The following is a 13,995-nucleotide window of genomic DNA, read 5'->3' as shown; positions in this document are numbered from 1 at the left end:
GATCACCCGGGAGTTCATCGACTGGCCGCCTGGACCTTGCTGACGTCATGACTCAGAGACTAGAAGCAAGCACTGACATCCCACCGGGAAACGTTATGTCCAGCACCCTGCCAGACCCTCTTCCTGATCATGGATACGCAGAGAGATCGACCTCCTTGCGCAAGGCCAGCCAATCAACTGGTCACTAGGTCAGCAGCTCAACGCGTCGCTCATGTAGTGATCCTTCATGGATTTGTCACACGAACCATCGCGTTCACCTATGAAACGCACCGGGATCATGGAGGCGGTGGGCATAATGGGCGCCTGCGCCGCGGTCGCAGAGCAGGGCAAGGCAGGGGGGCGCGGGGTGGCATCGTTTCAGGCCCTGGAGCCAGAAGACCCGCGGCGGGTGGGGCGTTATCGCGTCGTGGCACGCCTTGGTGTCGGCGGTATGGGGCAGGTGTATCTGGCGCGCTCGCCCGGGGGCGCACCGCGCGCGGTGAAGGTGGTCCGCCCTGACCTGGCTCGCGACGGTGACTTCCGGCGCCGCTTCGCTCGTGAGGTCACCGCTGCCCGGCGGGTCAACGGGGCCTTCACTGCCTGCGTGGTCGACGCCGGCCCGGACGGTTCGCCGCCCTGGCTGGCCACCGTCTACATCCCCGGCCTCTCGCTGGGCGAGGCGATCGCCGCACATGGCCCCTGGCCGTCCCGGTCGGTCCTGGCCCTGGACGCCGCACTGACCGAGGCCCTGGAGGCCATCCACGCTGCCAGAGTCGTCCACCGCGACCTCAAGCCCTCCAACGTGCTCTTGGCCGCCGACGGCCCCCGCGTGATCGACTTCGGCATCGCGGTCGCCAGCGAGGCCAGTGCGCTGCCCCATACCGGCATGACGATCGGCACTCCCGGCTTCATGTCCCCCGAGCAGCTCACCGGCCGTCCCGTGGGGTCCGCCAGCGACGTCTTCGCCCTCGGCGCCATCCTGGCCTACACCGCCACCGGCGCCGGCCCCTTCGGCACCGGTGCTCCACACGCCCTGCACTTCCGCACCGTCTACGAACACCCCGACCTGGGCACCCTCGCGCCGGTGCTGCGCCCCCTGGTGGCCGCCTGCCTGGCCAAGCAGCCCGACCAACGCCCCACCGTGCCCGCCCTGCTCGACCAGCTGAGCACCGCACACGACGCACACGGGCAGACGAGCGCCGCCCCACTGCTCCACGCCCAGCCCGGCTGGATGCCCGGCCCGATCGCCCACCTCATCCAGGCACAAACCTCAACCCCCTGCCCAGCACCCCACCGCCGACGCAGCCGCAAACAACCTCCACGCCGCGCCAGGCAGCCCAGTCCGACACCGACACTCCGGTGCCTGTCCCGTCACAGAAACCTCTCACCCCCGCTGCCGAACTAATCCCCTCAGCCCCAACCGCACCTCCCACTGCCACAGCGGCTCCCGAAGCACACCAGGAACCCACCCAGACCAGCGAACAACCCGCCCCCGAGACCGGCGAATCCGGTCCACGAAGCCGTGCCGCAGACCTCTCTTCACCGCCACACGGCCATATCCTCACCCCTCGGCCCTCTCTATCCCGGCGCCGCGCCCTGCTCGCCCTAACGGGCACCACTCTCACCGCCGCAACTGCCCTCACCACCTGGAAGCTCCTGGACGACGGACCCACCGGCCCCGGCGAACAACTCTGGGCCCTCCCCACCGGCGGCTGGGTGGAATCGTCGCCGACGGTGGCCGACGGCGTGGTCTACGTCGGCAGCGGCGACAACCTGAACGACAACAACCTGTACGCGGTGCAGACATGAGAGCAGATGCCACAGCGGCAGGCAGGTCCGATTCGGCATCTCGACATCAGGCACAGGTTCTGCGCGTTCAGAACGAGTGGGATTGCCAGACGCCCCTGGTCACCGCCGCCGGAGGAGAGCGGCACATCGTCCACGGCACCAACTCTTGTGCGGACACAAGCACCACGCTGTACCTGACCACGGGCAGGCTCCCCGCCAAGGGCCTGACCTGCCGAGTGTCCGCCGAGCCGTAGGCGTCCCGCCTGTCTGCTGGCGGAACCCCTCGAACTACTGGCGGGTATCGCGATTAACGATGAGAGCTCCGGACGGGCCGCGGAATCGAACCCCTTGCGGTCAACGGTGCGTACCGCACCTGGGACAACACCCAAGCTCTGACGCCCCGTTCACGTCTCCCGGCACCACCATATTCCCCTAAGAGGCCTTTCATATCATTTCACCGGGTACCAGATGTCAGTGCACTGTATATTGAGAAATAGCCCTTAAATTTCTGCAAGCCCGACTTGCGGAAATCGGAGCAGCTGATCCCGTGGCGGGGATGAAGGTGTGGTGGACGTGAGCGACGAGTTCGTCGACCCGCCGGACGGGCTGCGGTTCCGCGACGTCTTCCGGGCCCGCTTTCGTCGGCCGGACCCCCAACCGGTGCCCCTGCGCCCGCGGATCGTGCCGAAGGACCTGCTTCCCACCTGGGCCGGGCCGAAGATCAAGCCGTGGGACCCGGACCTGCGGTTCGAACCGTTCCCCTACCTGCGCCGGGCCGAGCTGACGGTGCCGGTCGCGCCGAACGCGGCCCCCACCGATACCGACGTCTTCGAGACCTCGGACGGCTTGATCAAGTTGGCCCTGCCCGGCTACGTGCTGGTCTACGACCGGGTCGGCGAGGCCGACGAACCCCGGATCACCATCACCGACCGCGAGGGCGTGAACACCCTCCTCGTGACCTTGATGACCATTCCGCCCGCGGCGGGACCGGACATCGGCACGCTGTCGCACTCCATCGTCGTCGCGCTCACCTACCTGCTGCCGGTGACCGGAGGCGGCGGCGAGATGACGCACGAGCTGGAGTTCACCAAGGTCACCTGGGACGGCCCGCGTGTGGTCGCCGAGATGCCCCTCTCCACGCCGGGACTGCGCGAACAGCTCCTGGCCGCGATGTCGTCGCCGCGGTACCACGTGAACCTGGTGGTGATCCGCAGGATCGCCGTGGGCGTCCCCACCGACTACCGGTTCGAACAGACCGGCGAGATCGGCTACGTGGAGCAGGTCCTGCGGTTCGACTACGTCTCACCGCCGACGCCCCTGGTCCTTTCCACCGCCCAGCTGGAACGGCTCGGCGGCGCGGCGGGCCCGGTGTCCCCGATGCGGCGGCTGCGGATCTCCTTCAACGGGCGCGGACACTCCTACTGGCAGGACCCGGTTCGCCCCGAGCAGTTCTTCTTCGTGCCCGACCGGTTCCTGCTGGCCCGGACCCCCACCGGGCCCGCGCTGCGGGTGCGTGCCGCCGACGCCGAGAGCGAGGAGGACATCCGGATCACGGCCGAGTTCTTCGCCCGCGCCGTGACCGACCCGCGTCGGCTGCAGCAGGCCCGTCCGACCCTGGAGGAGCGGGCCAGGACCGACGGGGCGACCGTCCCGGTCCGCTTGGAGGTGCTGCCGGAGGCACAGCCGGTACTCCGGCTCGCCCTGCCCGAGGGCGGCGCCGCGCCCTCGGCCCTGACGTACCGGCCCGGCGCGCTGATCGACCTGGAGCTGGGGGTGACGCACGCCGAGACGCTGAAGTACGACGACTTCCGGCTCGTCTACGAAGCGCTGCTCGGCTCCTCACTCAGCCTGCTGCGCGGCGAGGTGCGGATCGGAGCGGGCGGCGACCAGCCCGAGGACATTCCGCTGGAACTCCGCCTGGAGAACATGGTGGGCGACGCCCTCACCCTCACCCTGGCCGATGTGCGGCCGGACCGGATCACCGGCACCCTCGCGAACGACACCGAGAGCCCGGCCCGCATCGACCGGCTCGGCGTGAGCGCCGTACTCGGTGAGAGGGAGGTACCCCTGCGCGTCGACGGGTTGGCGGCAGGCCGCAGGCTGGCCGCGGACGAGCGGGCGGAGATCGTTCTGGTGCCCGGCGAGACGCTGCCCGCGGGCGGACCCGACCGGCTCGTCCTCGACCAGAGCGGTGTGGTGACCGAGCCCGACCGGCAAGCCGTGTGGGACAGGGTCTTCGACCACACGGCCAACCCGCAGCTCACCCGGAAGATCCAGGTGGAGGCGGTGGCGTCGATGTTCACCGCCCCGGACCGGCCCGCGGACCGGGTGGTCGCGTTCGTCGTGATGGTGGAGAACGGCGGCACGGTACGGCTGACCGAGGCGGAGCTGTCGGCGGCGACCACCGTGCGCACCCCGATCCAGCCGCTGCTCACCGGTGTACCGGTGCCGCCGCTGCGCTACCGGACCGAGACCTGGTGGCAGAGCGGCGGCGTCGGGGAGAGCGTGTGGAGACAGACGTCCGCGACCATCCTCGTGCCGGTGCGGACGGTGCCGGCGTCATGACGCAACTCACCGGCCTCCCGGATCTCGGCCGCCCGCTCGACACGCTGCCGGGCGCCGCCTACCAGGCACGTGACCGTCTCGGCCTCGGAGTGCTCCTGCCCTCCGTGCTCACCCTGGAACCACTGCCGGAGGGCGGCGTCGCTCTCCTCGTCACCCTCTTGCGCGAAGGGCTCAAGGCCAGCGGCCGGATCGAGGCGGGGTTCGCTGTCGGGACCCCCTTGACCGAAGCCGGTGAAGCCGCCGCCACCAACGGAACCCCCCTGCTCCTTTCGGCGGCCGAGCCGCTCCGCGGGGTCCTGGAGGTGTCCGCCAGGTTCGGCACCCCCGGCGCGGCGCTGGCCCCGCCCGTCGCCCTGGGCCCGGACACACTGACCACCACGCGGGTCGTCGCCGAACTCCCCGCCGACGCAGCGGTGTTGGCCGCCCGCCTGGTGCGCGACGGGACGGTGCCAGTGGACGCGGCGCTGCGGCTCACCTTCCAGGCCGTCGCGCCGACGCTGCCGCTGCGGGCGACCGTCGATCCCCAGGCCCTGCTCGCCACGTTGACGCAGCGCTTCGGCCCCGGTGCGGCGGTCCCCTTCGACCGGCTCGCCACCGCCCTCGACGAGGCCGTGTTCGGTGCCCCCTCGCAGCCCGACCGGGCGGCGGCGCTCGCCCTGCGGCTGCGGCCCGCCGTGTCACGGCCCGAGCCGGTCGCCAGGCCGCTGCACCGGCTCCTTGAGCAGGTCCCGGCAGCCGCCCTCACCCTGGACCTGGCCGACCCCACGGCCGTCGACGTGGACCAGGCCCTCACCCTCGACCTCGACGCGGCGGCCCGCGCGCTGGCCGCCAGCGATCCGGCGCACCACGTCCGCGAGGTCGACGCGCCCGCACCGCCCACCGGCCGGACCACGGTGACGTTCGCGGCGAACCTCCCCGCCCCGGTGGCGGGCCTCGCCCTGCTCCTCGCCGATTTGCGGGTTCCGCCGTCCGCCACGCGGCCCCAGGAGGTCACCGCGAGCGTGCCCCTGACCGCGCCCGGCGGCGTGACCTCCACGACGATCACCCTCGCGCCCGGGGAACGGCTCAAGGGCGAGGTGCGCCTGCGGGCGGTCCTAGACGGCACCGGCGAGCTGGAGGGCCCCTGGCGGCCCGCGCACACCACCCTGCTGACGCTTGCCCCCGACGCGTTCCCCGTCCCCCTGACCGTGGTCCGCGCCACCCGCGCACTCACCGCCCTCGCCGTCGCCGAGGTGCGCACGGCCGGTGGCACGACGCTCGGGCGGGTGGACGCCGCAGGCCCGGTGCTCGCTGTCCCGGTCACGGCGAACGCCCCCCCGGCGACGATCACGGTACAGCCGCTCGGCCTCGGCCAGCCGGTCCAGGTGCCGGTGGACCGGCGGCGGATCGAGCTGGACCCGGCCACGCTTCCGGGCTTCGGCACCCACCTGGCCCGGCTGCGGCACGCACCGGTGAGCGGCCCGCTGACCGTGCAGTGGCGACCGGAGGGCGGCGAGGCGGAACCGCAGACGGTACGCCTCGACGCCGACCGGCCGCAGGCGGACATCCGCTGGACGGCGACTTCACCGTTCCAGCCAGGCGTGCTCTGGCGCGTCGGCCCGGCGGACTGGTCGGCCCCGGTGGCGCCCCGGGACTTCCTCGTCATCGACGTCGACCCGCCGATCCTCGTGGACGGCGTCGAACTGCGGCCCGATCCCGACCGTCCGGGCAGCTGGACCTACGTCCCACCCGGGCCGTTCCTCGACCACCCGAACGCCATCAGTCTCATCGACGCGGGCCCGGCCTCGTTCCTGCAGGTCACCAGCCGCATCGACCTACCGGACGGGCGCCGGGACGCGATCCGGCGGGGCCTGGGAGGCGGCATCGACATCCACCCGGCCGAGGTCAGGGTCACCCGGGTCGCCGTCGAGACGAAGTCACCAGACGGTGTCTGGACGGCTGTCGCCGAGGGCACCAGCTCCGGCATCCCGCCCTGGACCACCGCCCTGTCCGCGTCGCTCGACGGCGACCGGCGCACCGCAGCCCGGGCCGCACTGGGGGGGACGGCGGGCTGGATGGCACTCGTCGCCGAGCTAACCGTCGCCGGGCGGCCCGTCCGGCGAACCCGGGACATCGCCGCACTCATCGACACGCCCCACGACTGAGGAGATCGACATGCTGCAGTTCCTCGGAGCCCTGGACCTCCCCGAGGCCACCGTCTACCTAGACGACACCGACGACACGCTGGGCTACGTCCTGCCCAAGAACGTGGTGCTGCGCAGAGACACCGGCGGCAAGGCCGTGTTCAAGTTCCTCAAGTACCGCACGACGAGGCCGATGCCCAATGGCGACGTCGGGGCCGGACTGGTCTTCATGGACGTGGAGCTGTCACTGACGCCGGAACAGGATCAGGCCGTCCGGGTACGGTTCGCCCAGCACGTCACCGCGCGCCGCGGTCCTGGAGTGCCACCGGTCGCGCCCGAGCAGGTCACGCTCTCCAAGCCGGCGGTGACCAAGGCCGACGTCGTCGTGGACATCCTGGCGAGCAGCGGCGCGCTGGTGCAGAAAGTCAACCACGCCGGGACACCGTCGATGTACGGCAACAACGTCGTAGCGATCTCCGCCGAGCTGAGCCAGCTGGGCGTACCCGTCTTCGAGGCGGCGATGAGCGGCCAGGGCGCCGGGGGCGTCCGGGTCGTGTACCACCTGCGCTTCGCGGGCCGGATGCCTCCGGTCACGGTGACCGGCACCTGGACCGCCCAGAAGTTCTACAGCTTCGTCCAGGACGTGGACTTCGAGGAGAACTTCTGGTCCGAGGACGACTTCAGCGAGACGGTCTCCGAGCTCTTCGTCAACTCCGAGTCCCGTATCGTGCGCACCGACCCCGGCGCCCTGGAGACCAACGACCCCGAGGTCGCCAAGATGCTGACCGCGCTGGAGGCCTCGGTCGGCCAGCAGCTCGACGACGCGGTCAAGCGGAACCTGCTGGAGACGATCCCGCCGGAGAACCGCGACTTCTCCAAGATCCGTGACGAGGACTTCGAGAACATCCACCGCTCGGTCACCACCAACAAGATCGCCGACGTGCGGATCGAGGTCAGCCGGAACCAGGTGTTCGGCATCGACGTGTACCCCCAGGGCAACATGCAGTCCCTGCCCAGCCAGGGCTACAACTGGCCCGACTACATGCAGGAGGTGGACACCGACGATCCGTTCTTCCGCCAGCTCAACCTGAACATCCTGGTCAACGCCGACTTCGCGGAACTGCCGATCTTCAGCGTCGAAGTGAAGGTCGACTATCCTCCGCACACCGCGCGGCACGGCATCCAGACGTTCACGTTCCGGGGGCCCGAGGACGTGGGCAAGTTCACGGCGTTCATCGACGGCGGATCGACCGAGTTCAAGTACCAGTACGTGGTCAACTACGTCGGCGAGAGCCGTACGTTCACCTCGCCGTGGGTCACCGACACCACCACCGACCTGATCATCAACATCGACGAGCTGGGGCTCTGGCTGGTCGATGTGGAGCTCGGCGACATGAACTTCGACCAGGTCAAGCGGGCCGTGCTGACCCTGGAGCACCCAGCGGTGAACGGCGCGCCGCTGGTCCAGCGGTTCCAGATCGACGCGCAGACGACGAAGCTGGCCGTCAAGGAGGTGCTGCTCCAGCCCGTCCAGCCCTACGGCGGATCGGTCAAGTACTTCATGCAGGACGGCCGCGAGTTCGTCAGGAACCTGAGCGCCCTGACCGGCCAGCGGTTCTACGTGGACGACCCGTTCTCCGCCAACCGGACGGTCCAGGTGCGCACCCGGGGCGACTTCGAACGGTCGGTGGACACCATCTTCCTCGACCTGTCCTACGACGATGAGGTCAACGGCTACCGGCAGACCGAATCGGTCGCGCTGTCGAAGGACAAGCGGTTCCTGGACTGGCGCTTCCCGGTGATCGACGAGCGGGGCGGAAAGGTCGTCTGGCGTACCGTCACGACGTTCCGCGACGGCAGCGACAAGGACTCCGGCGAGCAGACGCTCACCGGCTCCCTGTTGCTCGTGGGCCCCGCCTCGGACACTCTGACGGTCACCGTGGTGCCTGACCTCGTCGACTGGACGGCCACCAAGCTGGCGAAGGTGACGCTCCACTACGCCGACCCCGGCAACCAGATCGACGACACGCAGACCTTCGTCTTCCGCAAGGGCGACACGGAGAAGACGTACGAACGAGTCGTACTGGACCGGACGTTGAAGCGCTATGAGTGGCAGGCCGACTACTTCCCGCTCGATGGCGGTGACCCGCGTCGCACTCAGGGCACCGGCACCGACGAGGTCCTCATCCTCGAGAACCCCGCCTGAGAGGGCCGCGCACATGCTCCAGGAGAAGCCCCCGTACTACCGGATCGACGACAAGCTGATCCTCGGTGACCACGCCGATCCCCGGCAGTTCTACTGCATGCCGCTGGCACCGCGTTTCGTGACCCGCGCGGACGGCGCCATGGAGGTGCCGTCGTTCCAGCTCATCAAGTTCCGGTCGGAGACTCTCAGCGGCGGCTTCGCCGACTTCGACGTGCACCTGGGCATGACCGCCGCCGAACTGGGGGACGTGACAGCCGCGTTGAAGAGCCTGTCCGGCCTGTCGCAGACTCCGCTGGTGTCGCCGCTGCCGGTCATCGACGGGTCGGTGTCGCTGATGCTGTTCGGTCACCGTGACGAAGGCGGTGGGGGTGCGGGCGGCGATCCGGTGTTCGTACGAACCGCCCTGCACGCCTCCAAGCCCTCGCTGTACGGGGACAACAGGGCCGCGTTCTCAATCGAGCTGGACGAGCGCGGCACGACCATCCTGGACCGGGCGATGCGCGGCGAGCTCTCCCCCATCGGGGTCGTGTACAGCCTCGACTACCTGGCGCTGCGCCCGGCCTACCACGTCAAGCTCACCATCGACTGGGACCGGGTGCAGGACATCCTCGACACGTCGTTCGGTCACGAGGGCCTCTTCGACTCGGTGCAGATCCAGGACGTGATGGAGCGCCTCGAGGAAGAGCGCGCGATCGTCTACGAGGTCGACACGTTCGTCCCGGAGGACGACGAGACCGGCACGTTCACCCAACGCCGTGACGCGGCCGCGGCCCGCGCCCGCGACATGATCACCGACGCGTTCTTCGAGAGCTCCCTCGCGCCGCTGCGTGAGGAGCCCGACGGGTGGGACCGGGCCCGCGAGGTGGTCAGTGCGTTCGCGCCGAGCCGGAGCACCCCGTCGGGCGCGTTCACCTACAAGCGCACGCACTACAACCGGGTGGACAAGAAGCGGCTCGACGTGGACCTGTCGGAGCGGACGACCGTGCGCCGCACCATCTATCCGCAGGGCCATCTCAGCGGCCTGTTCAGGGAGTTCGGCGCGGGCCTCGATCCGGACCGGCTCATCATCAGCGTCGACGCCGACGACCCCTGGTTCAAGCGGCGACGGCTCAAGGTCGTCTCCCAGGCCGACTTCGTCCGCGACCCCGTACGGTCCCTCACCGCGTCCGCGACGTACGGCGGCACCGTCAAGACGGTGCGGCTTGACGCCCAGCACACCCAGGACGAGATGAGCTGGCCCTCCGCCCTCTCCGGCGGGGCAATGGTTCAGCCGGTGGACCTCACGCTCACCGTGGACCTGGTGCCCGCGGACGACGGGGAACGGCCCGGCAAACTCTCGTCCCCGCCGGTCCAGGTCCTTGGCGACACAGTGGCCCTGGAGCCGCGCGACTTGTTCTCCCAGGAGCCCATCCCCCTGCTGACCCGCCCCGGTTTTCCGTTCGACCGGTACCCGCACATCGACGTACGGCTGCGCTACGACGACCCCGACCACCGCATCCGCCAGGACGACATCGTCCGCCTCAGCGCGCAGCGACCGGAGGCGACGTGGCACAGGTTCCTCGTGGGTGAGCCCGCGGGCCCGGTGCTCGCCGAGATCACCTACCGGGGCGCGGACCAGCGCGACCACGTCCTGCCGTCGGCCCCTTTGGCCGCGCCCCAGGTGGACGTGGCCGACCCGTTCCCGGCGCGGCTCCGGGTGACGGTGGTGTCGGCACTCGACTTCACCCAGGTGGAACGGGCGTGGGTGGACTTCTCCTACGACGACGCGGCCCACGGAGTCCACGCCGAGGACACCGTGGAGATCAGCGAGGACACCCCCGTCGTCCGGCCGTTCGTCGTGGACCGGGTCGATCCGCGGGCCTCTCTGGTCCGCTATCGGATGACGCTGCTGATGCGCGACTCCACCGTGTTCGAGGGCCCGTGGTCGACCACGCTGCGGCCACGCGTCTTCGTCCGGGCGGACCTGCGCGGTCACCGCGCGGTGACCCTGCGCTCACCGGCCGACTTCGCCGCCAAGGGGCTGGAGCGCATCCACGTCGAGGCACGGGCACAGGACCCGCTCTCCGGCCTTTCGTTCGCCGACGCTTTCGATTTCACCGGCCCCGGCACCACCGGCGTGTTCGAGTTCGACTTCGTCGATCCGGCGCGGGATTCCTACGACTTGAGGGTCCGCAGGCTCTTCCACAACGGCCTGTCCGAAGAGCAGGACTGGACCCGCTTCGACGACGACGTGGTGACCGTCCCCGCGACCACCTGACCCGGGAGGCCCCCGTGCTGCAACTCGGCAACGACACCTTCGAGGAGGACGGCGTCCAGGTCCTCAGGGACTCCGCCGATCCCACCCAGTTCTGGTACCTGCCCTCCAGGGTCTCCCTGGGCACCCTGCCGGACGGGGCGCCCGCGTTCACGTTCATCCGCTACCGGCCCGCAGTGGCCGACGCCGGGATCAGCGGCGGCGGGTTCCTCATGTTCCAGTCGGTGGTGACGCTCCCCGCCGCCACCCGGGCCAAGATCCTCGCGCGAGCGTCCGGTCTGATCCGTGGCGCCGAGCCGAGGCTGGCCCCGGCACCAGTGGACACCGGCACCGTGCGCTGCGTCGCGCTCAACCTCTCGGGCCCCGGCGGAACCACCGCCGAGCCCCCGCCCGGCGCCTTCGTCCCCGTCACGACGATCCTCGGTGCGACGAAGCCGTCCCTGGTGGGAGACGAGACGGCCGTCTTCTCGCTGGCCCTGTCCGAGCAGGGCGCCACCGTCCTCAAGCAGGCATTCGAGAAGGGCGCGACGCCGGTCGGAGTGATCTACGAGTTGCAGTACTCGGCGCTCACCCCCGACCTGCACGTGGAGATCACCGCCGACTTCGAGCGGGTCTACACGCATTTCTCCGCCGGTCTTGAGGCGCAGATCTACTGGCTGCGGGCCGGTATCGACGCCGGGTTCGAGAAGCTCGTACAAGACGGCGCCATCAAGATCAATGTGATCGACTACGACACCGCGCAGGACCGCCAGGAGAAGGAGAAGTGGGCCCTCGACTTCTTCAAGAGCGAGTTGCTGTCGAAGTGGTTCGAGCCGTCACTGGACCTGGGCAAGCTCAAGGGCGCGGATCCGCCGGAGGGTCTGGACGCGGTCCTTGAGCGGCTGAAGAAGCTCCGGGGCGGCGGGGCTCCGGCGGGAGGCGGGGCGAGCGGGGGCGGTACGACGAGCGGCGGTGGGACTCCCGCAGGAGGCGGGACGACCGGAGGCGGTACGACGAGCGGCGGCACTGGGACCGGGACCCCCGCAGGCGGCGCCACCCCCGGGCCACTGCCCGCCGCCAAACTGGTCACCACCACGACCAGCCCGACTCCCCTGCCTGCCGGGCACGGCCTGAGCCACACCCCAGCGGCCACCGGCACCACCGAGGCCCTGCGCGTGCAGGGCCCGGCAGGCGCGGTGGTGACCGTGGACGGCCAACCCCGCAACGCCGACGCCAACGGCATCGTCACCGTGGACGTACAGCCGGGCACCACGCATCCCGTCACCGTCCACTGGCCCGCCCCGGCCCCGGTCACCGAGACGTTCAAGCTGCTCTTCACCTTCGACCAACCGCACGAGCAGGGCTTCTCCCCCTCCCCCGCCAACTCCGTCTACTCCTCCTACCTGCTCAACTCCCCGCTCCCACCCGACCCCAAGTTCAGCCAGAGCGCCGCGCCCGGCCAGGGCCCTCCGCCGGGCGGAGCGGCCGCCCTGCGCGCCTGGCTGGACCGGCTGTCCGGGGCCAAGGCGGTGACGGTCAGCGCGCACGCCAGCTACGACGGGAACGACGCGCCGCACATCGTCGCGCTGAACCAGCGTCTTTCCGAACGCCGCCTGGCCGTCGCCAAGGGGATCATCGCCAACCGGGCGACGATCACGGCGGCGCAGGCCGCGGGCTTCAGCCGGGGGCGGGCCGCGGGTGGGGTCAAGCCGGAGGAGGAACGGGTCCAGGACCGGGTCGCCGAGATCACCGGCCTGGTGGCAGCGCCGGGCCAGACCGTCTCCCTCCAGGCCACGCTCTCCCGCGAGCCCCGCCCGACCACGCCCCCGACCGACCCGACCAACCCCACCAACCCCACCAACCCGACTGATCCGACCAACCCCACCAACCCGCAGAGCGGTTCCACCCCCGCCCTGGTGTCCTTCCGGCTGAAATTCGTCCGCCAGGAAGAGCGCAAGACACTCAAGCTCGTCTACGACCGGAAGAAGGCCGTGCAGCGCACCTACGCGCCGCAGGGTTTCATCGGGCTGCTGCTCGACCAGCTTCCCGACAAGAGCAGCCATCTCATCGACGTGGACCTGGACGATCCGTTCTTCCGCAAGCTGAACGTCGACATCGTCTCGCCGGCCGACTTCGAGCGCGTCGGGCTCTCGTCCGCCGAGGTGTCCATCGACTACGGCGATCCCGCCGACGCGGCCCACCTCCGGCACGAGGAGTTCCGGCTGACCGCGAACGACCGCGGCCCGAAACGGTTCGAGACCTTCCTCAACGCCACCTACGAGCTCGGCTTCCGGGTCGGAGTGCAGTACCACTTCGACGCGGGTTCCGGGTGGGTCGGCGAGAAACTCGGCTACGAGCTGCCGCCGCGGGCCAGCGTCGACCGGACGCTGACCGTGGATCCGGGCGACGACCTGGGGTTCCTCACGCTGCGAGTGTTCCCGGGCCGGATCGACGCCGGGATCGTGGAGGCGATCGACGTCCGGCTCGACTACGACGACGGGGCGTCCTTCGCCCACACCGACACCCTCCGGGTGGTCCCCGGCGGGGACACCCAGCTGTGGAAGCTGCGGCTGAGCGACCCGGCCAAACGCGCCTGGTCCGCGAGGTTCACCCACCACCTCAGGAACGGCACCTCCCGCACCGGCGCCCCGCTCAGTGGCGAGGCCTCGTTCCTGCCCGTCGACGACCCCTTCACCGACGCGCTGGACATCCGCGCCGTACCCCTGTTCGGACCGGGCGAGGTCCGGGAGGCCTTTCTCGACATCGAGTACCACGACCCGGCCCACTCCTACGACCGCACAGAACGGATCGACATTCCGGGCACCGCCACCGAACCGGTGACCCTGCGCCTGGCACTGCTGGACCCGGCCCGTCGCACCTTCCGGCACCGGGTCACCGTCGTCACCGCCGATGGCCGCCTCATCCAGCACGCACCTGTGGACGGTGAGGAGACCATCATCGGGGTCGGCTTGGCATGACGCCTGTCCACGTCTGCGCCCCCGGTATCCGTTCCGCCGTGGAATCGCTGATCGCCCCACTGGCGGGCGCCGGGGCCACCGGTCCTTCCCCCGAATCCGCCCGCTCGTCAGAGCCGACGGAGC

The 13,995-nt window shown here is 70.2% G+C and carries 7 protein-coding genes; all 7 read left to right on the top strand.

The window, feature by feature from the left end; genetic code table 11:
- Positions 1 to 226 precede the first annotated feature (226 nt).
- The 7 genes from ACIG3E_RS23195 (at position 227) to ACIG3E_RS23165 (ending at position 13,872) form a co-directional block, all read left to right on the top strand.
- Complete coding sequence (locus ACIG3E_RS23195; protein ID WP_399619499.1) at positions 227 to 1,384, top strand: serine/threonine-protein kinase; 1,158 nt, start codon at positions 227 to 229, stop codon at positions 1,382 to 1,384.
- Entirely contained in the window at positions 1,339 to 1,788 is a 450-nt protein-coding gene (locus tag ACIG3E_RS23190) for a PQQ-binding-like beta-propeller repeat protein (protein ID WP_399619498.1), read from the top strand. Before ACIG3E_RS23195 ends, ACIG3E_RS23190 begins: the two co-directional genes overlap by 46 nt.
- Positions 1,789 to 2,340: 552 nt before the next feature.
- Positions 2,341 to 4,332 (top strand): hypothetical protein, encoded by a 1,992-nt coding sequence (locus tag ACIG3E_RS23185; protein WP_399619496.1) that lies wholly within the window; start codon positions 2,341 to 2,343, stop codon positions 4,330 to 4,332.
- Complete coding sequence (locus ACIG3E_RS23180; protein WP_399619493.1) at positions 4,329 to 6,476, top strand: hypothetical protein; 2,148 nt, start codon at positions 4,329 to 4,331, stop codon at positions 6,474 to 6,476. The genes ACIG3E_RS23185 and ACIG3E_RS23180 overlap by 4 nt, the downstream gene beginning before the upstream one ends.
- 10 nt (positions 6,477 to 6,486) lie before the next feature.
- Entirely contained in the window at positions 6,487 to 8,661 is a 2,175-nt protein-coding gene (locus tag ACIG3E_RS23175; RefSeq protein WP_399619490.1) for a hypothetical protein, read from the top strand.
- Between the two features lie 13 nt (positions 8,662 to 8,674).
- Positions 8,675 to 10,918 (top strand): hypothetical protein, encoded by a 2,244-nt coding sequence (locus tag ACIG3E_RS23170; RefSeq protein WP_399619487.1) that lies wholly within the window; start codon positions 8,675 to 8,677, stop codon positions 10,916 to 10,918.
- Positions 10,919 to 10,932: 14 nt separating this feature from the next.
- A complete protein-coding gene (locus tag ACIG3E_RS23165; RefSeq protein WP_399619484.1) occupies positions 10,933 to 13,872 on the top strand; it encodes a hypothetical protein in 2,940 nt (979 codons plus the stop codon).
- The last annotated feature ends 123 nt before the right edge of the window (positions 13,873 to 13,995 follow it).

The organism is Streptomyces sp. NPDC053474 (genome assembly GCF_044544845.1).
Lineage (GTDB): Bacteria > Actinomycetota > Actinomycetes > Streptomycetales > Streptomycetaceae > Streptomyces.
The sequence above is the reverse complement of the archived record's forward strand: the minus strand, read 5'-3'. Positions and strand labels throughout refer to the sequence as shown.

What these genes read in the sequence shown, in the direction of transcription:
- ACIG3E_RS23195 (WP_399619499.1), top strand. Translation starts at nt 227, where the DNA reads ATGGATTTGTCACACGAACCATCGCGTTCACCTATGAAACGCACCGGG.
- ACIG3E_RS23180 (WP_399619493.1), top strand. Translation starts at nt 4,329, where the DNA reads ATGACGCAACTCACCGGCCTCCCGGATCTCGGCCGCCCGCTCGACACG.
- ACIG3E_RS23175 (WP_399619490.1), top strand. Translation starts at nt 6,487, where the DNA reads ATGCTGCAGTTCCTCGGAGCCCTGGACCTCCCCGAGGCCACCGTCTAC.
- ACIG3E_RS23170 (WP_399619487.1), top strand. Translation starts at nt 8,675, where the DNA reads ATGCTCCAGGAGAAGCCCCCGTACTACCGGATCGACGACAAGCTGATC.